The sequence below is a fragment of the Martelella sp. FOR1707 genome (genome assembly GCF_053484265.1).
This window is the reverse complement of sequence record NZ_JBAKFP010000005.1, coordinates 117,828-139,552: the sequence shown is the minus strand read 5'-3', so window position 1 is coordinate 139,552 and position 21,725 is coordinate 117,828. Positions and strand designations below refer to the sequence as shown.

19 protein-coding genes are annotated in these 21,725 nt (G+C 63.8%); 13 read left to right on the top strand and 6 right to left on the bottom strand.

Going from position 1 to position 21,725, the window contains the following annotated elements; genetic code table 11:
• Position 1: 1 nt before the first annotated feature.
• Together V6765_RS14895 and V6765_RS14890 are read right to left on the bottom strand one after the other, a co-directional pair.
• Complete coding sequence (locus tag V6765_RS14895) at positions 2-628, bottom strand: phosphodiesterase (RefSeq protein WP_448430111.1); 627 nt, start codon at positions 626-628, stop codon at positions 2-4.
• The gene (locus tag V6765_RS14890) at positions 628-1,371 is read right to left on the bottom strand and encodes a glycosyltransferase family 2 protein (protein WP_448430109.1); all 744 of its coding nucleotides are present in this window, start codon (positions 1,369-1,371) and stop codon (positions 628-630) included. Before V6765_RS14890 ends, V6765_RS14895 begins: the two co-directional genes overlap by 1 nt.
• A gap of 336 nt (positions 1,372-1,707) precedes the next feature.
• On the opposite strand from V6765_RS14890, the gene V6765_RS14885 reads away from it, so the two are divergent.
• The 12 genes from V6765_RS14885 (at position 1,708) to V6765_RS14830 (ending at position 16,655) form a co-directional block, all read left to right on the top strand.
• Entirely contained in the window at positions 1,708-2,709 is a 1,002-nt protein-coding gene (locus tag V6765_RS14885; RefSeq protein ID WP_448430107.1) for a Gfo/Idh/MocA family protein, read from the top strand.
• A 2-nt stretch (positions 2,710-2,711) separates the two neighbouring features.
• Entirely contained in the window at positions 2,712-4,286 is a 1,575-nt protein-coding gene (locus tag V6765_RS14880; protein WP_448430105.1) for an acyl CoA:acetate/3-ketoacid CoA transferase, read from the top strand.
• 382 nt (positions 4,287-4,668) lie between these two features.
• Positions 4,669-5,436, top strand: coding sequence for an enoyl-CoA hydratase/isomerase family protein (locus V6765_RS14875; protein WP_448430103.1), 768 nt, complete (start codon positions 4,669-4,671; stop codon positions 5,434-5,436).
• A 2-nt stretch (positions 5,437-5,438) separates the two neighbouring features.
• Positions 5,439-6,956, top strand: coding sequence for an aldehyde dehydrogenase family protein (locus tag V6765_RS14870; protein WP_448430101.1), 1,518 nt, complete (start codon positions 5,439-5,441; stop codon positions 6,954-6,956).
• Positions 6,957-7,055: 99 nt separating this feature from the next.
• Entirely contained in the window at positions 7,056-8,312 is a 1,257-nt protein-coding gene (locus tag V6765_RS14865) for an ABC transporter substrate-binding protein (protein WP_448430099.1), read from the top strand.
• Between the two features lie 275 nt (positions 8,313-8,587).
• A complete protein-coding gene (locus V6765_RS14860) occupies positions 8,588-9,490 on the top strand; it encodes a carbohydrate ABC transporter permease (RefSeq protein WP_230721490.1) in 903 nt (300 codons plus the stop codon).
• Positions 9,487-10,368 (top strand): carbohydrate ABC transporter permease, encoded by an 882-nt coding sequence (locus tag V6765_RS14855; protein WP_230721489.1) that lies wholly within the window; start codon positions 9,487-9,489, stop codon positions 10,366-10,368. The genes V6765_RS14860 and V6765_RS14855 overlap by 4 nt, the downstream gene beginning before the upstream one ends.
• Positions 10,369-10,373: 5 nt before the next feature.
• Positions 10,374-11,483 carry an ABC transporter ATP-binding protein gene (locus V6765_RS14850; RefSeq protein ID WP_448430097.1) on the top strand — a complete coding sequence of 370 codons (1,110 nt, stop codon included), beginning with the start codon at positions 10,374-10,376 and terminating at the stop codon, positions 11,481-11,483.
• A gap of 2 nt (positions 11,484-11,485) precedes the next feature.
• Positions 11,486-12,970, top strand: coding sequence for a GMC oxidoreductase (locus V6765_RS14845; RefSeq protein ID WP_448430095.1), 1,485 nt, complete (start codon positions 11,486-11,488; stop codon positions 12,968-12,970).
• On the top strand, positions 12,967-13,719 hold the full coding sequence (locus V6765_RS14840) for a 3-ketoacyl-ACP reductase (protein ID WP_448430093.1): 753 nt from the start codon (positions 12,967-12,969) through the stop codon (positions 13,717-13,719). Before V6765_RS14845 ends, V6765_RS14840 begins: the two co-directional genes overlap by 4 nt.
• A 125-nt stretch (positions 13,720-13,844) precedes the next feature.
• On the top strand, positions 13,845-15,425 hold the full coding sequence (locus V6765_RS14835; protein ID WP_448430091.1) for a GMC family oxidoreductase: 1,581 nt from the start codon (positions 13,845-13,847) through the stop codon (positions 15,423-15,425).
• Between the two features lie 228 nt (positions 15,426-15,653).
• Positions 15,654-16,655: a LacI family DNA-binding transcriptional regulator gene (locus V6765_RS14830; protein WP_448430089.1), complete on the top strand. Its 1,002-nt coding sequence runs from the start codon at positions 15,654-15,656 to the stop codon at positions 16,653-16,655.
• A gap of 256 nt (positions 16,656-16,911) precedes the next feature.
• Here the strand turns inward: V6765_RS14830 and ispG are convergent, their stop codons facing one another.
• The 4 genes from ispG to V6765_RS14810 all read right to left on the bottom strand — a co-directional run bounded on the left by ispG (position 16,912) and on the right by V6765_RS14810 (position 20,762).
• Positions 16,912-18,168 carry a flavodoxin-dependent (E)-4-hydroxy-3-methylbut-2-enyl-diphosphate synthase gene (gene ispG, locus V6765_RS14825; RefSeq protein ID WP_448430087.1) on the bottom strand — a complete coding sequence of 419 codons (1,257 nt, stop codon included), beginning with the start codon at positions 18,166-18,168 and terminating at the stop codon, positions 16,912-16,914.
• A 53-nt stretch (positions 18,169-18,221) separates the two neighbouring features.
• A complete protein-coding gene (locus tag V6765_RS14820) occupies positions 18,222-19,400 on the bottom strand; it encodes an MFS transporter (RefSeq protein WP_448430085.1) in 1,179 nt (392 codons plus the stop codon).
• Positions 19,397-20,182, bottom strand: coding sequence for a DeoR/GlpR family DNA-binding transcription regulator (locus V6765_RS14815; RefSeq protein WP_448430083.1), 786 nt, complete (start codon positions 20,180-20,182; stop codon positions 19,397-19,399). Before V6765_RS14815 ends, V6765_RS14820 begins: the two co-directional genes overlap by 4 nt.
• A gap of 97 nt (positions 20,183-20,279) precedes the next feature.
• Positions 20,280-20,762 carry a MarR family winged helix-turn-helix transcriptional regulator gene (locus V6765_RS14810; protein WP_448430081.1) on the bottom strand — a complete coding sequence of 161 codons (483 nt, stop codon included), beginning with the start codon at positions 20,760-20,762 and terminating at the stop codon, positions 20,280-20,282.
• A 78-nt stretch (positions 20,763-20,840) separates the two neighbouring features.
• On the opposite strand from V6765_RS14810, the gene V6765_RS14805 reads away from it, so the two are divergent.
• The gene (locus V6765_RS14805) at positions 20,841-21,722 is read left to right on the top strand and encodes an EamA family transporter (RefSeq protein ID WP_448430079.1); all 882 of its coding nucleotides are present in this window, start codon (positions 20,841-20,843) and stop codon (positions 21,720-21,722) included.
• Positions 21,723-21,725: the final 3 nt, after the last annotated feature.

Below are 21,725 nucleotides of genomic sequence, written 5' to 3'. Positions count from 1 at the left end.
TTCACTCTCCCGAAAAATAATCCCGCGCCGCCTCCGGCGCATCGGTGCACAAATAGAGCCGGCTGCTATCGATGCATTTGGCCGATTTTATGATCGACCATTGCAGCGCGGTATCGCGCCGGTGCAGGTCGCTCGACACCACACAGACCCGCTTTCCCTGGCCAATCAACCCCTCGACGAGACCCGGACCGAACCAGTCGGAGCGGAAGGAGTCGAGCCAGACTCCGTCGCATTGCTCAAGCAACGGCGCATTGGGCTGAAGATCGCTCAAACCCGTGAATGCGGTCAACCCGTCAGCCAATTGCCGCACCAGATCGGGAAGCGACATGTCGAACACGAAATAATTGGTGTGGCCATAGGCCGCCAGTATCTCCTTCACCTTGCCGCTCAACCCGTCCGCCTTGATATTCAGCGCCAGCATCAGGTTCCGGCCAGCCATGACATCAAGAACGTCCGAAAGCCGCGGCTCGTTCCCGAGAGGCATGTCATGGGCAATGACAATTTCGCCCTCGTGGTCGCGCAGGTCCGTTTCCGTGCCGAAACCGCGATCGAAGGAGCGGACGAAGGCCGTCATGGCGTTCTTTTCCGCGGCGCTCTCCCAAAGCCCCCTGTGCGACAGAACCTCCATCAGCGCACCTTTTCCGAAACCGGATGGGCCAGAAACAGATCGAGGTCGGAGGGAATGCCGAGACCATACATGCCGTCGGCCTCGTTGCCGATCGAATAATGACCGATCCTGCGGCCATCGCGGATCAGGTAATTATAGGCCGGACAGATGTAGAACTCGCCATTGACGCGTTCGTCGTCGCCGATCATCGCCTTGGTAGCCGCCACCAGATCGCGTCCGGTCTTGAAGTTATAGACGCCGACCGTGGCATCATTGGAGATCACCCGCTTCTCCGCGGTCTCGACAACCCGGCCGTTCTCCTCGCGCACGAATGACCATTTCGGGTCATCCGCCTTCATCGTCATGATCATGCCGTCATAGCCGCCGTCGTCCATGAAGCGGAGATAGTCGTTGATGTCGATGTCGATATACTGGTCGGAATTGGCGGTCATGACCGGATCGTCATTGTCGATCAGGTGTCCGGCAAGCATGACCGTCGAGGCCTGGCCTTCGGTGATATGATCAATGCCGATGATCTCGACATTGCCTGCAAGCGCTTTCAGCTTTTCCTCCAGCCCGTAATCGCGAATGTGAGCGGACTGGCAGATGAAGATGAAACGATGATCGACGGCCGGCGTCAGATTTTCGACGACCACCTGGATCATCGGCTTGCCATGCACCGGAATAAGCGGCTTCGGGTCGCTATAGCCCGCATCGGCAAAACGGCTGCCGCGACCGGCCATCGGTATCACAATATTCAGCACTTAATCATCCCTGCCGGCTTCTTGCCGCCTATGCTCCTGCCGTTACAAAAGCACGTTCCTGATCATACCAGATCAGCTCAATCCATGTTCTCAACAAAGCTTACCTGTAGTCGCACGATATGAACAGTGATTGCGTTACCGCGCGGTGGTGTGGCCCGAGAACATGACTTCCCCGGATTTTAGGTAGTCCATGCGAAAGCCGCGGGCAACCATGCATGGCTCCTTCGTCCGATTATCCCAAACTATACTAAATTTCCGGGCACGGATTGACGTGGCGCAACCGATGGCCTAGAAATCGGAAAAATTGGAACGTGCCAAAAAGACGGGAGGCAGGGCATGCAGTGGGGGCTTATCGGCGCCAGCACGATCGCGGCCGAGTATATGATCGGCGCGATCAGGGCGCATGAAGGCAACAGCGTCAGCGCCGTGCTCTCGTCCAGCCGCGCGCGCGCCGATGCCTATGCCGCCGCCCATGGCATCCCCAATGCCGACACGGACCTTTCCGTCCTTCTGGCGCGTCCGGAGATCGATGCGGTCTATATCTCGACCACCAATGAAAAGCATCACGACCAGGCGCTGGCCGCCATTGCCGCCGGCAAGCATGTTCTGTGCGAAAAGCCGCTGGCGATGAGCGTCGCGGACGCAAGGACGATGGTGGAGGCCGCGCGCAAGGCCGATGTCGTGTTTGCCACCAACCATCATCTGCGCTGCGCCGGCGCGCACCGCGCCGCAAAGGCGCTGGTCACAGAGGGCCGTATCGGCAAGGTGCTGTCGATGCGGGTGTTCCACGCCGTCATGCTGCCGGAGCATCTGCGCGGCTGGCGCATCGACAATCCGGCGGCCGGCGGCGGCGTGATCCCCGATATCACCGTGCATGACGCCGACACCGTCCGTTTCTACCTTGATGAGGACCCGCAGCGGGTCGTGGCCCAGTCCGTCAGTTCCGGGCTTGGCAAGGGCGTCGAGGACAGCGTGATGTCAGTCTGGACGATGCCGTCCGGCGTCATGGTTCAGAGCCATGAGAGTTTCACCCATCCGTTTGCCGGCTCCGGCCTCGAAGTTCATGGCAGCAAGGGCTCGATCTTCGCCCGCAACGTCATGTCCCAACGGCCAACCGGAACCATCACGCTGGTGACTGCCGATGGCGAGAGCAATGTGCCCTACCAAAGCGAAGGCCTCTATGAATACGCGATCGCGGCCTTCAACCGCGCCGTTTCAGGCGAAGGCCGGCCGGCCGCGGACGGGATCGACGGCGTCAAATCGCTCGCCGTCGCCATGGCCGTGCGGCAGTCGGCGCTTGAGGGCCGCGCTGTCGACGTCAATTACGAAGGATATTGAGCATGCCGGGCAAGATCGTCACCGCAGAGGCTGCCGTCAGCCACATCGCCGACAGCGCCGTCGTCTCGGTCTCCTCCTCCTCCGGCCTTGGCTGCCCGGACAAGGTGCTGGAAGCGCTCGGCGCGCGCTTTGCCGCCACCGGCCATCCGCGAAAGCTCACCACCATCCACCCGATCGCCGCCGGCGACATGTACGGCATCAAGGGCATCGACCATATTGCCCAGGACGGCCTCCTCGACACCGTGATCGCCGGCTCCTATCCGAGCGGCGCGTCGTCGCTGCCCATGCCGGAAATCTGGAAGATGGTCGTCGAAAACCGGATCGCGGCCTATAACGTGCCGTCCGGCATATTGTTCGACATGCAGCGCGATGTGGCGGCCAAACGCCCCGGCGTGCTGACAAAGGTCGGTCTCGACACCTTCGTCGATCCCGAACGGCAGGGCTGCGCCATGAATGACCGCGCTGCGGAAAGCCCAATTGTCTCCCGCGTCGACTTTGCCGGTGATACCTGGCTGCACTTCAAAAACTTCGCGCCCGACGTCACCATCCTGCGCGCGACCACCGCTGATGAACACGGCAACCTCACCTATGAACACGAAGGCGCCTATCTCGGCGGGCTCGATCAGGCGATCGCCGCGCGCAACAATCGCGGCATTGTCATTGCCCAGGTCAAGCGCGTGACGGCGGCCGGCACGCTGCGGCCGCATGATGTGCGGGTTCCGGGCCACCTCATCGATTTCATCGTGGTCGATCCCGGCCAGTACCAGACCACCGAGACCTTCTACGACCCGGCAATTTCCGGCGAGATCATCCATCCGCTGGAGGATTTCGAACTGGCCGAACATGGCATCGAAAAGGTGATTGCCCGCCGCGCCGCGATGGAGCTTGCCGCGGGCGAGACCGCCAATCTCGGTTTTGGCATCTGCGCGCTGGTGCCACGAATCCTGCTGGAGGAGGGCCATGCCCGCAAGGTGACGTGGGCTATCGAGCAGGGCGCCGTTGGCGGCGTGCCGCTGACCGGCTTCGCCTTCGGCTGCGCCTCCAATGCCGATGCCTTCATGCCCTCGCCCAACCAGTTCACCTATTTCCAGGGCGGCGGCTTCGACGTGACCTTCCTGTCCTTCCTCGAGGTCGACCGCGAGGGCAATGTCAACGTCTCCAAACTCGGCAAGAAACCGTATCTCACCGCCGGCTGCGGCGGTTTCGTCGATATCACCGCCAATGCCCGCAGAATCGTTTTTGCCGGGCTTTTCGAAGCCGCGGCGACGCTTGTCCTCTCCGCCGACGGCCTGAAAGTCGAAAAGCCCGGCAAATTCTCCAAGATGGTCGACGACGTCGAGCACGTCACATTTTCCGGCCGCCGCGCCCGCGAAACCGGTCAGGACGTGCTCTATGTCACCGAACGCTGCGTGATGCGGATCACCGATAACGGCCTTCTCGCCACCGAAATCATGCCCGGCATCGACCCCGAGCGCGACATCGTCGCCGCCTCCGGCGGCCGGGTGCGGGTGGCCGAGAACGCGACCACGATGCCGCTGTCGCTGCTTGGCGAAAAGCCAATGGGGCTGGTGCTGTGATGGGTGCTGCAGGAAAAGCGCCCGTATGGGAAACGAAGACAGGCCACCTCCAAACAATCTCCCCCCTTGAGGGGGAGATGCCCCGGCAGGGGCAGAGAGGGGTGAACCCTCTCGACAGGTTCGGAGCTTGCGGCTCATGCCCCTACCCCTCTCTGTCGCTTTCGCGACATCTCCCCCTCAAGGGGGGAGATTGTAAGGTGGGCTTGGCAAGGTTACACACCGCCGCCGACGCCGCACAACCTCTTACCCCCTTGCGTCATGCCGGGCTTGACCCGGCATCCAGCGCGAATGGCACACGCTTCGCGACGCAAGTCGTGGGGCCCTGGACCCCGGCTCAGGGCCGGGGTGACGGAAGGAAGGAAATGCCTAAGGAGACCACCCCATGAGCGCCCTTCATCTCATCCGCCACGACGCCATTGCCGAACTCAAGCTCGACAATCCGGCGAAGCTCAACGCCTTCACGCCGGACATGCTGACAGCGCTCGATACCCATCTCGATGCCATCGACGCCGACCCTGACATCCGCTTCGTCATCCTCACCGCCGAGGGTGACCGCGCATTTTGCGCCGGCGCCGATATCCAGGCCTGGGGTGATCTGCCGCCGGCCGAGTTCGCCCGCCACTGGGTGCGTGACGGCCACCGGCGGTTCGACCGTCTGGCGCGGCTGTCGAAGCCGACGATTGCCGCGCTCTCCGGCCATACGCTGGGCGGCGGACTGGAGCTTGCGGCAGCCTGCGATATCCGGGTCATGACGCCCAACGCCACGATCGCAATGCCCGAGCCGAAGATCGGCATGGTGCCGGGATGGTCGGGCACGCAGCGCGTGGCGCGGCTTCTGCCGGAGCCGGTAATCAAGGAGATGGCGCTGTTCGGACGTAGGCTGGATGCGACACGCGCGGTTGCGCTCGGCTTCGCAGCCGAAATTGCCGAAGACGCACGCGCCGCCGCCTTCGATATCGCCGATGGCGCGTTCGCCTCCTCGGCTTACGCGACCGAAATCGCCAAATACATGCTTCATGCCGGCTACGGTGAAGATACCGCCGCCATGATCGAAACGCTCGGCAGCGGCATGATCGCCGCCTCCGCCGACAAGGCCGAGGGCGTCGCCGCCTTCCGCGAAAAACGCAAACCCGCATTCAAGGGCAGATAGGCATGACCGATCTTACCATCATCCCCGCCGGCAGCCCGCTTCAGGAGCCCGTCTTTCAGGCAAGGCATCTGATCGATGGCAAGTGGCAGACTTCCGCCGATGGCGCGAGTTTCGAACGCCAGTCGCCGGCCCATCTGGTGACCGTCACCAATGCCGCAAAGGGCGGCGTTGCCGAGACCGAGGCCGCGATCGCCGCCGCCCGCGCCGCCTTCGATGATGGCCGCTGGTCGCGGCTTTCCGGCAAGGATCGCGCCACCGTGCTGCTCCGGGTCGCCGATCTGATCGAGCGCGATCTTGACAGGATCGCGCTGCGCGACACGCTGGAAAGCGGTAAGCCGATCAGCCAGGCCTGCGACGAAATCGCGGGCGCTGCCGATCTCTGGCGCCACGCCGCGGCCCTCGCCCGCACGCTGTCCGGCGACAGCCACAACACGCTTGGCGATGACATGCTGGGCGTGGTGCTGAAGGAGCCGGTCGGCGTCGCCGCGCTGATCACGCCGTGGAACTTCCCCTTCCTGATCGTATCGCAGAAACTGCCCTATGCGCTTGCCGCCGGCTGCACGGCCGTGATCAAGCCCTCCGAGATGACGCCGTCCTCGACCGTGATCCTCGGCGAACTGCTGATCGAGGCCGGCATTCCCGATGGCGTCGTCAACATCGTGCTTGGCTACGGCGATCCGGTCGGGACGACGATGTGCGAGAGCGTTGATGTCGACATGGTCTCGTTCACCGGTTCCACCGGCGTCGGCAAGGCGATCGTGCGCGCCAGCGCCGGAACCTTGAAAAAGGTCTCGCTCGAACTCGGCGGCAAGAACCCGCAGGTGGTGTTTCCCGATTGCGATCTCGACGATGCCGCCGACGCGATCGTGTTCGGCGTCTATTTCAACGCCGGCGAATGCTGCAATTCCGGCTCGCGCATCATCGTCCATGAAGACGTTGCCGAGACGTTGACGGAAAAGGTGGTGGCACTTTCGCGGAAGGTCGCTTTCGGCGATCCGCTCGATCCTAAGACTAAAGTAGGGGCTATCATTTCCGAGGCGCATTTTGCAAAGATCGACAGCTATGTGGAGGCCGCGCGCGAGGCCGGAGCGGCGATCCCGCTCGGCGGCGGAGCGCTTGAAATCCCGGGGTTGTCAGGCCGTTTCTATGGGCCTACAGTTGTAACAAATATCAGTTCAGGCATGGCAATCGCACGGGAGGAGGTCTTCGGACCGGTGCTGTCGGTCCTGACCTTTAAATCGATTGAGGAGGCAATCGCACTGGCCAATGACGCAAGCTACGGGCTGTCGGCCGGCGTCTGGAGCAGGGATGTTTCGACCTGCCTCGCCTTCGCCCGCCGCGTTCAGGCCGGCACAGTGTGGACCAATACCTGGATGGATGGATATTCCGAGCTGCCGTTTGGCGGCGTCAAGCAGTCCGGCCTCGGCCGCGAGCTGGGTCGCTACGGGCTTGAGGAATACCTGGAGGTGAAAACCGTGACGATGCGCATCGGTCGCTCGCGCGCGCCCTGGGTGGAATGAACTGTTCCCTTCCAAGGGGAACATGAGGAGGAAATGCCTGCCGGGCCCCGTGGAGCAATGCTCCCCCGGCGGGACCATAAACGCAGACAGGAGGACACTATGCGTTTGAATTTTGCGAAAAGTGCAGCCGTTATCGCGATCGTCGCGGCCTCGGCTTCGGCGACGTCCGTGAAGGCAGAGGATGTGGAAGTCCTGCACTGGTGGACGTCCGGCGGCGAAGCCTCGGCGCTCAACGTGCTGAAGGAAAACCTGCAGGATCAGGGCATCGGCTGGCAGGATATGCCGGTCGCAGGCGGCGGCGGCGAACAGGCCATGACGGTGTTGCGCGCCCGCGTGACCGCCGGCAACCCGCCGGCCGCCGTGCAGATGCTCGGCTTCGACATCACCGACTGGGCCGAGGAAGGCGCGCTTGCCAACCTCAACGACATCGCGGCGGAGGAAAACTGGGACGAAGTGGTCCCGGAAGCGCTGCAGAAGTTCTCGAAATATGACGGCAACTGGGTCGCAGCGCCCGTGAACGTCCACTCCACCAACTGGGTCTGGGCCAACAAGTCGATCCTTGACGAACTCGGCATCGAACAGCCCCAGACCTGGGACGAGCTGGTCGCGGCGCTCGACAAGGTCAAGGAATCCGGCAAGGTGGCGATCGCCCATGGCGGCCAGCCCTGGCAGGATGCCACCATCTTCGACGCCGTCGTGATGGCGACCGGCGGACCGGAATTCTATCAGGCCTCGATGATCGATCTCGATCCGGAAGCCCTCGGCTCCGACACGATGAAGGAAGTGTTCGACCGCATGACCGTTCTGCGCGGCTATGTCGACGACAACTTCTCCGGCCGCGACTGGAACCTGGCATCCGCCATGGTCATCAACGACGAGGCCGCCTTCCAGTTCATGGGCGACTGGGCCAAGGGCGAATTCCTGAAAGCCGGCCTGACCCCGGGCGAGGATTTCCTGTGCTTCCGCTTCCCCGGCACGCAGGATCAGGTCACCTTCAACTCCGACCAGTTCGCCTTCTTCAACCAGGGCGACGAGCCGACGGCACAGCAGGTCGCGCTCGCCAAGGCGATCATGTCGCCGGAATTCCAGTCGGCCTTCAACGTCGTCAAGGGTTCGGTTCCGGCGCGCACGGATGTTTCCGACGCCGATTTCGACGCCTGCGGCAAGCAGGGCATGAAGGATCTGGCGGCGGCCTCGTCGTCCGGCAACCTGTTCGGCTCCATGGCTCACGGCCATGCCAACCCGGCCTCGGTCAAGAACGCGATGTACGACGTGATCACCGCCCAGTTCAACGGCGAGTATGATTCCGAAACGGCAACGGAAGAGCTGGTGACTGCGGTTCAGATCGCGCAGTAAAAGGCTCGTCCGGGCGTGGTTATGGCCGCGCCCGGACGGCTTGAACTGGCTGGGCTCGATGATCCCGCCCCACGCCGATCTCCCCCCTTGAGGGGGAGATGCCCGGCAGGGCAGAGAGGGGTGCAGCGCCAGCCCGAAACTCTGAATAAGCGGTGAGGGTTTACCCCTCTTTGTCGCTTTCGCGACATCTCCCCCTCAAGGGGGGAGATTGATTGGTGCACGTTGCACCGCCTCGAATAACACCGGCGGCAGGGCCGCCAATCCGGAGGGTTTGAATGGCTTCGTCCGCGCAAAGAAGCGGGAGAGCGGGGGATTTTCTACGCGATGCCCTGCCGAAGATCGTGCTCAGTCCATCGCTCGCGATGGTGCTGATCTTCGTCTACGGCTTCATCGCCTTCACCGTCTATCTCTCCTTTACCGACAGCCGCATCCTGCCGAGCTTCGATCTCGTCGGCTGGAAGAACTACATCAACCTGTTCCGGCTCAGGGCCTGGACCATCGCGATCAAGAACGTCGCGATCTTCGGCTCGCTCTATATCATCTTCTGCTGCGCGATCGGGCTGATGCTGGCGATCTTCCTCGACCAGAAGATCCGCGCCGAGGGGTTCATCCGCTCGATCTATCTCTATCCGATGGCGCTGTCCTTCATCGTCACCGGCACCGCGTGGAAATGGTTCCTCGATCCCGGCATCGGGCTTGAGGCGGTGATGCATTCCTGGGGATGGACCAGCTTCCAGTTCAACTGGATCAAGTCCAACCAGATGGCGATCTACACCATCGTGATCGCCGCCGTCTGGCAGACCTCCGGCTTCGTCATGGCGATGTTCCTCGCCGGCCTGCGCGGCATTGACGGCGAGGTGCTGAAGGCCGCCCAGATCGACGGCGCGTCGAATTTCTCGCTCTATCGCCGGATCGTGATCCCGCAGCTTCGCCCGGCCTTCATGTCGGCGATCGTGGTGCTCGCCCATATGGCGATCAAGTCCTACGACCTCGTGATCGCGCTGACCGGCGGCGGGCCGGGGCGCGCCACGGAGCTGCCGGCGACCTTCATGTATTCCTACACCTTCACCCGCAACCAGATGGGTATCGGCGCTGCCTCGGCCGTGATCATGCTGATGTCGGTCGCCGCCATCATGGTGCCCTATCTCTGGTCGGAACTGAGGGAGAAGAAGCAATGAGCAGCAACGCTTCCACCCAGGTCGTCTCCACGGGCCGCACGGCGCGGTTCTTCATCTACACCGTGCTCCTGATCTTCTGCCTCTATTACCTGCTGCCGCTCTACGTGATGCTGGTCAACTCGCTGAAGCCGCTCCGCGAAATCCAGGCCGGCGGGATGATGAACCTGCCCGAGGCGCTGACCTTCGAGCCTTGGAAAAGCGCATGGTCGACCGCCCAGATCGGCGTGCAGGCCACGGGTCTCAAGCCCTATTTCTGGAACTCGATCCAGATGGTGGTTCCCGCCGTGGCAATCTCCACCGTGCTAGGCGCGCTCAACGGCTACGTGCTGACCAAATGGCAGTTCCGCGGCCACAACATCATCTTCGGCCTGCTGCTGTTCGCCTGCTTCATTCCGTTCCAGATCGTGCTGATCCCGATGGCGCGCATTCTCGGCATTATCGGGCTTGCGGGCTCCGTGCCGGGGCTGATCTTCGTGCATCTGGTCTATGGCATCGGCTTTTCGACGCTCTATTTCCGCAACTACTACGCCCAGTTTCCGAGCGAACTGGTGCGCGCGGCGATGATCGACGGCGCGGGTTTCTTCACCATTTTCCGCCGCATCCTGCTGCCCTCATCCGGGCCGATCGCGGTGGTCTGCATCATCTGGCAGTTCACCAATATCTGGAACGACTTCCTGTTCGGCGCCTCGTTCTCCGATTTCAACAGCCAGCCGATGACGGTGGCGCTCAACAATCTCGTCCAATCGTCGACCGGGGTGAAGGAATACAATGTCCACTTCGCCGGCGCGATCATGGCGGCGATGCCGACATTGCTCGTCTATATCGTCGCCGGACGCTATTTCGTACGCGGCCTGATGGCCGGCAGCGTTAAGGGTTAAGGTCCATGGGTTTTCTGAAAATTGACAAGGTCACCAAGAGCTTCGGTTCCCTGACCGTGCTGCACCAGACCGATATCGAGGTCGAGGAGGGCGAGTTCCTCGTCCTCGTCGGCCCGTCGGGCTGCGGCAAGTCCACGCTGTTGAACATGATCGCCGGTCTCGAGCCGGTCTCCTCCGGCGATATCGTGATCAACGGCCGCTCGATGAACGGGGTGCGCCCGGCGGAACGCAACATCGCCATGGTGTTCCAGTCCTACGCGCTCTATCCGAACATGAATGTCGCCGAAAACATCTCCTTCGGTCTCGAAATGCACGGCGTGCCGAAGGAAGAGCGCGAAAAGGCGATCGACAGCGTCGCCGACCTCTTGCAGATCAAGCATCTTCTGAAGCGCAAGCCCGGCCAGCTTTCCGGCGGCCAGCGCCAGCGCGTCGCCATGGGACGCGCGCTGGTGCGCGACCCGGACGTGTTCCTGTTCGATGAACCGCTCTCCAACCTCGACGCGAAACTCCGCGTCGACATGCGCACCGAGATCAAGAAGCTGCACCAGAAGCTCGGCACCACCATCGTCTACGTCACCCACGACCAGATCGAGGCGCTGACGCTGTCGACCCGTATCGCAGTGATGTTCGGCGGTCATGTCCAGCAGCTCGGCACGCCGAAGGAAATCTACGACAATCCGGCCAACATGTTCGTCGCCGGCTTCATGGGCTCGCCGTCGATGAACCTGTTTCCGGCGAAGGTCACGGTCGAGGGCGGCAAAGCGGTGGCAAAGTTCCCGCTTGCCGATGGCAGCACCGCCGAACTGCCCTTCCCCGACGGAACAATGACCGATCATGGCGGACGGGATATCATTCTCGGCATCCGTCCGGAGGCGATCACCGACGAGCTGGGGGCAGACCGCTCCTCCGGGGCGGTGCATATCATCAAGGCGAAGGTCGAGGTGACCGAGCCCGCGGGCTCCGATACCTTCGCGGTCGCCGAGATGGGCGGCAAGGAGGTCACGGCCCGGTTCCGCGCCGATGTCGAGGTCAAGCCGGGTGACGTCTTCCCCTTCGCCGTCAATATGGACAAGGCAGTCGCCTTCGACCCGAAGACCGAAGAGCGGCTCCGATAGCAATGCGGGTTTCGCCTGATGTGGTCATCATCGGCTCCGGCATGGGCGGGGCGACGCTTGCCGCAAGCCTCGCGCCCACCGGGGCCGAAATCCTGATCCTGGAACGCGGGCAGCAGATCCCCGACGACGCGCCAGCGCGCGATCCCGACCGGATCTACAGAAACAGCGCCTTCCGCTCCGACGAGACCTGGCTGGATGCGGACGGCAAGCCGTTCTCGCCCGGCAATTATTACAATGTCGGCGGCAACACCAAGCTCTATGGCGCGGTGCTCTACCGCTACCGCCGGCAGGATTTCCAGGCGATGGAGCATCTCGGCGGCGTCTCGCCGGCCTGGCCGTTTGCCTATGAGACGCTCGCGCCATATTACGATGCCGCCGAAGCGCTCTATCAGGTGCGCGGCGATTTCACCGAGGATCCGACCGAACCGCCCCATGCCGGGCCATACCCCTACCCCGCCGTGCCGGACGAGCCGGCGCTTGCCGCTGTCCGGCGGCGGCTGGAGAAAGCCGGGCTGCATCCGGCGGCGCTGCCGCTCGGCGTCGACCTCGACCGCTGGCTTTCCCACGGGCATGATGGCTGGGACGGCTATCCCGACATCCGCTCCGGCAAGATGGATGCGGAGACCTGCGCGCTTGCCGCCGCATTGTCTCATAACAATGTACGCATGGAGACGGGGGCCCGTGTAACCCATATGACGGCCGAGCCCGATGGCCGCCGGATCGCCGGTGTCACGTACGAGCAGGCCGGCCAGACCATCACGGTGACGCCGAGGATCGTGGCGCTGGCAGCCGGCGCGGTGCAGACCGCCGCGCTTCTTCTGAAGTCCTGGCTTGCCAATTCCTCCGGCCAGGTCGGCCGCAATTTCATGAACCACAACGCCACGGCGATGATCGCCTATGATCCGCGGTTCGCCAATGATGCTGTCTACCAGAAGACCTTCGCGATCAATGACTGGTATCTTGCAGACGGCGACAACGGTCCACCGCTCGGCAATGTGCAATTGCTGGGCCGGGTGGTGCCGAAAATCCTGAAGGCGACCACGCCCTCGATGCCGATGGCGCTCGCAACGCACCTCTCGCGTCATTCCGTCGATTTCTACGCGATCTCGGAGGACCTGCCGAACCCGGAAAGCCGGGTGGTGCTCAATGGCAATGATATCCAGCTCCTGTGGCGGCGCTCCAACATGGAGGCGCATAATCGTCTGGTGAAGCGGATGAAGCAGGCGCTACGGCGCGCGGGCTTTCCCGTCGTGCTGTCGCGTCTGTTCGATGGCCGCGTACCCTCGCACCAGTGCGGCACGGCGCGGCTCGGCGATGATCCGGCGACCGCCGTTCTCGATCCCGATTGCCGCAGTTTCGACCATGACAACCTTTACGTCACCGACGCCTCGGCGCTGCCGACGTCAGCCGCCGTCAATCCGTCTCTGACGGTCGCGGCCCTCGCGCTGAAGGCCGGCGACGCCATCAAACGGGAGCTTGCAAAATGAAAACCGCGCTGATCACCGGCGGCCAGCAGGGCATCGGGCTTGGCATCGCCAGAGCCCTGGCCGGTGCGGGCTATACGATAGCGATCACCGCCGAGGCCGATCCCGAGAGCCAGACGGTCCGCGAGGCCCTGGCAGGACTTGGCGACAAGGCCAGCTATTATCGCCACGATGTGCGCGAAACCGCTGCAATTCCCGGCCTGCTTGACCGGGTTGAGGACGATCTCGGCCCGCTCACCACCTTCATCTCCAATGCCGGCGTTGGCGCGCCGATCCGCGGCGACATGCTCGACCTGTCGCCGGAAAACTTCGATTTCGTGATGGATGTGAACCTGAAGGGCGCGTTCTTCCTGGCGCAGGCGGCCGCAAAGCGCATGCTCGGCCATGATCAGGGCTACCGCGCGATCATCTTCATCACCTCGGTCAGCGCCGAAATGGTCTCGGTGGAGCGCGCCGAGTACTGCATCTCCAAATCCGCCGCCGCCATGGCCGCAAAACTGTTCGCGGCCCGGCTGGCTCCGGAAAATATCGGCGTCTTCGACATCCGCCCCGGCATCATCAAAACCGGCATGACGGCGGGCGTGAAGGACAAGTACACCGCCCGCATTAAAGCCGGCCTCGTGCCGGCCGCCCGCTGGGGCACGCCGGAGGACGTCGCCGCGGCCGTATTGCCGCTCGCCCGCGGCGACCTCGCCTTCGCCACCGGCTCGGTGATCGCGGCCGATGGCGGACTTTCGATCTCACGGCTGTGACGCGCTGGACAAGTCAAACCCCTCCGCCCGCAGTACCGTCCTAGTCACTGGCTCAAGCTCATCGTCTCGATTTTATTTGGAACGTTCCTAAACCTGTGCTAAATCGCCCTCGGGAGGATCATTGCATGGTCTATGATTTCATCATTATCGGCGGCGGTTCGGCCGGGTGCGTGCTGGCGGCGCGGCTTTCCGAAAACCCGGAGGTCAAGGTTCTGCTGCTGGAGGCGGGCGGCAGGGATCGGCATCCGTTCTATACGCTGCCGGCCGGATTCGCCAAGATGACCAAGGGCATCGGAAGTTGGGGCTGGCACACCGTTCCGCAGCGGCACATGAACGACATGTCGATCCGCTTTACCCAGGCCAAGGTCATCGGCGGCGGCTCGACCATCAATGCCCAAATCTATACCCGCGGCAACCGTCTGGATTACGACGAGTGGCGGCAGATGGGCTGCACCGGCTGGGGCTATGACGATGTACTGCCCTTCTTCAAGAAGGCCGAAGACAACGACACCTTCGACAACGACTATCACGGCAAGGGCGGGCCGCTCGGCGTTTCGAAGCCTTCGGCGCCGCTGCCGATCTGCGAGGCCTATTTCCGCGCGGCCAGCGAACTCGGCATTCCCTTCAACGCCGACATGACCGGGGAGAAGCAGGACGGCGTCGGCTATTACCAGTTGACACAGAAACATGCGCGACGCTCCTCCGCCTCAAAGGCCTATCTCGGCCCGGCGCGCCATCGCAAGAACCTCACCATCCGCACCGGCGTCGAGACCCGCCGCATCCGGATCGAGAACGGCCGGGCGACCGGGGTGGAGCTTGCGGGCGGCGAGGTGCTGACGGCGGGCCGCGAGGTGCTGCTATCCTCAGGCGCCATTGGCTCGCCGCGGCTGCTGATGCTCTCCGGCATCGGCCCGGCCGAGCATCTGCGCGCGGCCGGCATCGAGGCGGTCTTCAACCATCCGGAGATCGGCGAGAACCTGCAGGATCATCTCGACCTCTTCACCATTCTCGAATGCGCCGGCGATTTCACCTATGACAAATATGCCCAGCCGTTCTGGTCGGCGGTAGCCGGCCTGCAATATCTGCTCACCCGCAAGGGCCCTGTCGCCTCCAGCCTGTTCGAGACCGGCGGCTTCTGGTACGCGGAACGGGACGCGCGCTCGCCGGACATCCAGTTTCATCTGGGCCTCGGCTCCGGCATCGAGGCGGGCGTGGAGAAGATGGTTAATCCCGGCGTCACGCTGAATTCCGCTTATCTGCGACCGCGTTCGCGCGGCTCGGTGCGGCTGAAATCGGCAAATCCCGCCGATGCGCCGCTGATCGACCCGAATTACTGGGCCGACCCCCATGACCGGGACATGTCGATCCGCGGGCTGAAGCTGGCGCAGGAGATCATGCATCAGGATGCGCTCAAACCCTTCATCAAGCGTGAAATGCTGCCGGGCCCCGAGGTGAAGACGGATGACGACTATTTCGCCTATGCCTGCCGCCACGCCAAGACCGACCACCACCCCGCCGGCACCTGCCGCATGGGCAGTGACGATCGCGCCGTGGTCGATCCCGAGTTGAAATTCAACGGCATCAACGGCCTGCGCGTTGTCGACGCCTCGATCATGCCGACGCTGATTTCCTCCAACACCAACGCCGCAGCGATCATGATCGGCGAAAAGGCCGCCGACATGATTGCGCGTGAGCACGGGTTGTGAGGGCTTGCGCAGTGTGCCGGAAGGGGGCATGAAGCAAGCTTCGGCTTTAACGGGTTCTCCCTTTCTTTCGAGTCATCCTCGGGCTTGACCCGAGGATCCAGGCAGCGTTTTCCGTGTCGCCTGGATGCTCGGGTCAAGCCCGAGCATGACGCAAGAAGAAGGCGACGAGCAAAGAAAAATAGCGTCACCCGTGCCAACAAACGCAGTACGCGACAAAGGGAACAGGAAGTGGCGAAACGACCGACGATCATCGATGTGGCCCACCATGCGGGCGTGTCCAAGTCGACGGTCTCGCTCGTGCTGCAGAATTCGCCGCTGGTGAAGAAGGCCACACGGACGCGCGTCGAGCAATCGATGCAGGCGCTGAACTATGTCTATAACCGCACCGCCGCCAATCTGCGCGGAGCGGAGGCCGGGCTGATCGGCCTTGTCATAAACGACCTGCGCAACCCTTTCTTCGCCGAATTCGCGGCAAGCGCCCAGATGACCTTCGCCGAGCATGGCTTCGCCACCGTGATTGCCAATACCGACGAGGATATCGGCATCCAGGCGCAGGTGATCGCCTCCATGGTGGAGCACGGCGTTTCGGCGCTGATCATATCGCCGGCCTATGGCGATGAGGGGGCGGTGTTCGAGCGGATCGGCCGCGCCGGGCTGCCGGCGCTGCAGGTGCTGCGCATGGCGTCTCCCGATACCGCCCGTTTTCCCTTCGCCTCGCTGGATTACGAGGCCGGAAGCCTTGAGGCCGCGCGACATCTCGTCGAGAGCGGCGCGCAGAAGATCGCCTTCGTCGGCGGCCTGCCGGACCGGGCGGTGACCCAGGAGCGCATGGCCGGCTACCGCGCGGTTCTCGGCGATCGCGAACCGGTGACGCTGCTCGGCCGCCCGACCCGCGCCTTCGGCCGCGAGGCCGCGCTGAAGCTCGCGGCAGACCGTCAGGGCATCGATGCCGTGCTCTGTTTCAACGATCTGGTGGCGCTTGGAATGATGGCCGGCTTTGCCGAGGCCGGGATCGCGGTCGGCCGCGATATCGCGCTGATCGGCTTCGACGATATCGAGGAATGCGCGCTGGCTTTCCCCAAACTCTCCTCCGTCCATTGCGATATCGGCGCCTTCGGCCGCGACGCGGCAGCCACCATGCTCGCCTGGCTGGAAACCGGCGACCGCCCGCCGGAACGGCACCTGTCGCCGGTCACGCTGGTGGTGCGGGAGACGAGTGGAAGAGGGTAAGGTTGCAGGAGCGGCCAGGCTCCAACAATCTCCCCCCTTGAAGGGGAGATGTCGCGAAAGCGACAGAGAGGGGTCTGGGCATAAGCCGCAAACTTCGTGCTCTCGGATAGGGTTCACCCCTCTCTGCCCCTGTCGGGGCATCTCTCCCTCAAGGGGAGAGATTGTGGTTGAGAGGCTTCCTGATACGCCACAGCACCGCACCCGATATGGGCCTCATCCCGGCCGTTCCAGCGCGCAAATAGCGGAACCGTTCTTGCTACTCGGCCGCCTGCTTGCCCGTGCCGAAACGCTGCTCGATATAATCCGCCACCATCGCTTCGAAATCGGCGGCGATGTTGGGGCCGCGTAGGGTCTTGGCCTTCTTGCCGTCCACGAAAACCGGCGCTGCCGGGGTCTCTCCGGTACCCGGCAGCGAGATGCCGATATCGGCGTGCTTGCTTTCGCCCGGACCGTTGACGATGCAGCCCATCACCGCGACGTTGAGCGCTTCCACGCCCGGATATTTCTCGCGCCAGACCGGCATGTTCTTGCGGATGTCGGACTGGATCTTGGAGGCGAGCTCCTGGAACACGGTGGAGGTGGTGCGCCCGCAGCCGGGACAGGCGGCGACCACCGGCACGAACTGGCGGAAACCCATGACCTGGAGCAGCTCCTGCGCCACCTGCACCTCGCGGGTGCGGTCGCCGCCGGGCTCGGGCGTCAGCGAAACGCGGATGGTGTCGCCAATGCCGTGCTGCAGCACATAGCCCATCGACGCGGAGGAGGCGACGATGCCCTTGGTGCCCATGCCGGCCTCGGTGAGGCCGAGATGCAACGCGTGGTCGGAACGCTCGGCGATCATCGAATAGACCGCGATCAGATCCTGCACCTGGGACACCTTGGCCGACAGGATGATGCGGTTCCTCGGCAGGCCGATCTCCTCTGCAAGCTCGGCGGAAAGCAACGCCGATTGCACGATCGCCTCGCGGGTGACGTCGCGCGCCGAAAGCGGGGAACCGGCTTCCGCGTTCTCATCCATCAGCCGGGTCAGCAGTTCCTGGTCGAGCGAGCCCCAGTTGACGCCGATCCGGACCGGCTTGTCGTAGCGGATCGCCATTTCGATGATATCGGCGAACTGCTTGTCGCGCTTGTCCTTGAAGCCGACATTGCCGGGGTTGATGCGGTATTTGGCAAGCGCCTCGGCGCAGGCCGGGTGATCGGCCAAAAGCTTGTGGCCGATATAGTGGAAATCGCCGACGAGCGGCACGTCGAGGCCGAGATGCTCCAGCCGGTCGCGGATTTTCGGCACGGCGGCGGCCGCCTCATCACGGTCCACGGTGATGCGCACCAGTTCGGAGCCGGCCTTGGAGAGGGCGGCGACCTGGGCCACGGTCGCGTCGATATCGGCGGTGTCGGTGTTGGTCATCGACTGCACCACCACCGGCGCGCCGCCGCCGACGATCACGCCGCCGACATCGACGGCCACGGAAGCGCGGCGCGGCAGCGGGTCGTAGTTCGGGCGGGCGAGCGACATGGTCTTCTCCGGATATTCCATTGCCCTTCAGGTGGTACAATGCCGCGCGCTTGTCAACTCTCGCGCTCGCGCTCGGCATAGCGCGCCATCGGCGCCATTAAGAACACGATGACATGCAGCAATGACAGGCCGGTGAAGATCGGCGCGAAGCCGATATGCTCGGCGATGAAGCCGATCAGCGACGGCGCTGCCAGAATGCCGGAATAGCCGAGCATTGTGGTGACCGAAAGGCCGATGCCGGGCTGCAGCCCCGGCAGGTTGCCCGCCGCCGAGAATGCCACCGGCACCAGATTGGAAATCCCCGCGCCCGTGATCGCAAAGCCGATGATGACCACGGCCAGGTTGGGCGCAAGCCCGACGCACAGAAGACCGGCGACCGAGGCGGCGGAGCAGAAGCGCACCGTGTTGACCGGGCCGAAACGGTCGCGCACATGGTCGCCGGCAAAGCGCATGATCGTCATGGCGAGCTGGAAGGCGGCGTAACCGAAACCGGAGGCGAACAGGGTGATGCCGAGCTCGTCGCGCAGATAGACCGCGCTCCAGTCCAGTACCGCGCCTTCCGGGATCATCGAAAACAGCGCCATGATGCCGATCAGCCAGGGCAGCGGCGTCATCGGCAGGCGCACCTTCTGCCGGCGCACGCTTTCCTCCGGTGCATCGCCGAGAATCCTCGGAAAGGCAAAGGCAAGCATGCCGGCCCCGATGACGGTGACGGCCAGCGCGTGCCCGAGCGGGCCGACAGCGGAGATCAGCAGACCGCCGAGCCCCGCGCCGGTCAGTCCGCCAAGGCTCCAGAACGCATGACAGGACGACATGATCGCCCGGCCCTCGGCCTTTTCGACAGCCACGGCATTGCCGTTCATCGCCACATCCATCGCCGCCATCAGGCCGCCGAACACGAACAGCGCCAGCACGGCCAGCGGGATCGTACCGGCCAGGCTGACGAGCAGCAGCATCGGGGTGAAGATCGCGGCAACGGCCTTGACGACCTGGGCAGAGCCGAATTTCGCGATCATCACGCCGGTGAACGGCATCGCCAGCATCGACCCGACGCCGAAGGTCAGGATCATCAGACCGAGACCGCTTTCGGAGAGGCCGAGCCTTTCGGCGAAGACCGGAATCTTCGGAGCCCAGGAGCCCATCACGAAGCCGTTCATCAGGAACAGCAGCGAGGTCGCAAGCCGCGGCTTCGACATGTAGCGCGGGCGCGGCGCAATGGTGGAAATGGTCATCTGGCGGCTGTTCCGTCTGTCGTTTCAATCAGGTTCACGCCGGCCTGCAGCAGCGCGGCGCGGCTTTCGGGCGCGATGCCAGGCCCGAGGACAAGCCCGTCCAACGCTTCCAGCGCGATCACGCTGCAGGGCGCGCGGGTTTCAAGCTTGTCAGCGGTCACGGCGGTGATCACCCGGCGCGCATGGAGCGCGACCTCGCGCTTGAACAACGCGTCGTCATAGTGAAAGCAGGTCAGCCCCGCCTCGATATCGAGGCCGCAGGCGCCGATCAGGCAGAGATCGAAGTGGAAGCGCTCCAGCTCGGCGATCGCCTTGGCGCCGATCGCGCCGCCGACCTCGGGATGGATCATGCCGCCGATCATGATCACCGTCTGGCTTTCGCGCCCATCGAAGACGGTCGCGATCGCCGGCGCGTTGGTGACGACCGTCACGGCGCGGTCTTCGGCGAGCGCGCGGGCGGCGGCGATATTGGTGCTGGAGGCGTCGAAAAACACCGTCATGCCATCCTCGATCTGGGCGGCCAGCATCCGTCCGAGCATCTCTTTCTCGCCGGCATCGCGGCTCTTGCGGTGGCCGAGCGTTCCGCGCGCCGGCGCAATCGGCAGGGCCCCGCCATAGACCCGCTCGCACAGGCCGCGGGCGGCGAGATCGCGCAGATCGCGCCGGATCGTGTCTTCCGAAACCTTGAATTCCGCCGCCAGATCGGCCGCCAGCACCCGCCCCGAAGCCTTGAGGCGTCCGAGGATGATGTCCTGACGTTCGCGGATGAGATAGTCGTTCATGCATCACCCAAATCGTGCATAAACGTGCATAATATGGATTGAATGTGCACGCAAGTCCAAACAGGACACGCTTCTTCTTCGTTGAAAGCCGAGAGGACTATTCGAACGCGGCCAGCCACCGCGCCAGGAGGGCGTCGAGCGCCGCGCGCTCCGCCGGGTCGAGGGCCGCGATCAGCTTGTGTTGATTTTCAACATGGGCGGTCACGGCCTCGTCGATCAGCGAGAAACCCTTGTCGGTGAGCGCCACGGAGAAGCCGCGACCGTCTTCCGGGTTTCGGCGGCGGGCGATGAAACCGGCCGCTTCCAGCCGGTCGAGGCGGTTGGTCATGGTGCCCGAGGTCACCATGGTCCGGTCCATCAGCGCCGAGGGCGAAAGCGCATAGGGCGGGCCGCAACGCCTCAGCGTCGCCAGCACGTCGAAGCTGGCGGCATTCAGCCCGTAGCGGGCGAAGACCGTTTCCAGATTGCGCGCGAGATGCACCTGCAGCCGCTTCAGCCGGCCCATGACGCCCATGGGCATGGCGTCGAGGTCCGGGCGCTCCGCCTGCCACTCGGCCAGAATACTGTCGACATGATCCATGGCCAAAGCCTGTCGGAAAAATAGCTTGACGTCAAACTAATTCGATATAGTTTGACGTCAAGATAAATGGAGGCGATCATGCCGAAACCATCCGATTTCCTGCTGACCGCGCTGGCGCCGGCCATCTGGGGCACGACCTATATCGTCACCACCCAGTTGCTGCCGGATGGCTACCCGCTGACCGTCAGCCTGTTGCGCGCCCTGCCGGCGGGCCTTATCCTGCTCGTCCTTGTCCGGCAATGGCCGAAGCCCGCATGGCTGCCTAGGCTCTTCGCACTCGGTTTTCTGAATTTCACCCTGTTCTGGGGCCTGCTGTTCGTGGCCGCCTACCGGCTTCCGGGCGGGGTGGCCGCGACGCTTGGCGCGACGCAGCCGCTGATCGTGCTGTTCCTGGCGCGGGGTCTTATCGGCGCGCCGATCCGACCGCGCGCCGTCGTCGCCGCGCTCGGCGGGCTTGTCGGCGTGGCCCTGCTGCTTCTGTCGTCAACGATCACGCTCGATCCGCTCGGCATTGCCGCCGCTTTCGGCGGCGCGCTGTCGATGGCGCTCGGCACCGTGCTCACCCGCCGGTGGCAGTTCCCGGTCGCGCCGCTGACGCTGACCGCCTGGCAATTGACCACGGGCGGCATTCTGCTGCTGCCGCTGGCGCTTGCGCTGGAACCCGGTTTTCCGATGCCGGACGCCAGGGCCTTGGCAGGCCTCGTCTGGCTGGGCCTCGTCGGCGCGGCGCTCACCTATTTCTTCTGGTTTCGCGGCATCGCCCGCATCGGACCGGGACCAGCGGCCCTGCTCGGTCTCCTGAGCCCACTCAGCGCCGTTCTGCTCGGCTGGATAATCCTCGGACAGGCGCTGTCCCCACTGCAGGTCGCCGGCGCCGTTCTGGTCCTCGCCAGCCTCTGGATCGGCCGCTCGGCGAGCCGCGCCGCCGCCTCCGCAAACAAAAAGATCCCGGCCGAATGACCG

Excerpts from the sequence above, each read along its gene's own strand:
- V6765_RS14895 (WP_448430111.1), bottom strand. The coding sequence starts at position 628 with ATGGAGGTTCTGTCGCACAGGGGGCTTTGGGAGAGCGCCGCGGAAAAG.
- V6765_RS14885 (WP_448430107.1), top strand. The coding sequence starts at position 1,708 with ATGCAGTGGGGGCTTATCGGCGCCAGCACGATCGCGGCCGAGTATATG.
- V6765_RS14880 (WP_448430105.1), top strand. The coding sequence starts at position 2,712 with ATGCCGGGCAAGATCGTCACCGCAGAGGCTGCCGTCAGCCACATCGCC.
- V6765_RS14875 (WP_448430103.1), top strand. The coding sequence starts at position 4,669 with ATGAGCGCCCTTCATCTCATCCGCCACGACGCCATTGCCGAACTCAAG.
- V6765_RS14870 (WP_448430101.1), top strand. The coding sequence starts at position 5,439 with ATGACCGATCTTACCATCATCCCCGCCGGCAGCCCGCTTCAGGAGCCC.
- V6765_RS14865 (WP_448430099.1), top strand. The coding sequence starts at position 7,056 with ATGCGTTTGAATTTTGCGAAAAGTGCAGCCGTTATCGCGATCGTCGCG.
- V6765_RS14860 (WP_230721490.1), top strand. The coding sequence starts at position 8,588 with ATGGCTTCGTCCGCGCAAAGAAGCGGGAGAGCGGGGGATTTTCTACGC.
- V6765_RS14855 (WP_230721489.1), top strand. The coding sequence starts at position 9,487 with ATGAGCAGCAACGCTTCCACCCAGGTCGTCTCCACGGGCCGCACGGCG.
- V6765_RS14850 (WP_448430097.1), top strand. The coding sequence starts at position 10,374 with ATGGGTTTTCTGAAAATTGACAAGGTCACCAAGAGCTTCGGTTCCCTG.
- V6765_RS14845 (WP_448430095.1), top strand. The coding sequence starts at position 11,486 with ATGCGGGTTTCGCCTGATGTGGTCATCATCGGCTCCGGCATGGGCGGG.
- V6765_RS14840 (WP_448430093.1), top strand. The coding sequence starts at position 12,967 with ATGAAAACCGCGCTGATCACCGGCGGCCAGCAGGGCATCGGGCTTGGC.
- V6765_RS14835 (WP_448430091.1), top strand. The coding sequence starts at position 13,845 with ATGGTCTATGATTTCATCATTATCGGCGGCGGTTCGGCCGGGTGCGTG.
- ispG (WP_448430087.1), bottom strand. The coding sequence starts at position 18,168 with ATGTCGCTCGCCCGCCCGAACTACGACCCGCTGCCGCGCCGCGCTTCC.
- V6765_RS14820 (WP_448430085.1), bottom strand. The coding sequence starts at position 19,400 with ATGACCATTTCCACCATTGCGCCGCGCCCGCGCTACATGTCGAAGCCG.
- V6765_RS14815 (WP_448430083.1), bottom strand. The coding sequence starts at position 20,182 with ATGAACGACTATCTCATCCGCGAACGTCAGGACATCATCCTCGGACGC.
- V6765_RS14810 (WP_448430081.1), bottom strand. The coding sequence starts at position 20,762 with ATGGATCATGTCGACAGTATTCTGGCCGAGTGGCAGGCGGAGCGCCCG.
- V6765_RS14805 (WP_448430079.1), top strand. The coding sequence starts at position 20,841 with ATGCCGAAACCATCCGATTTCCTGCTGACCGCGCTGGCGCCGGCCATC.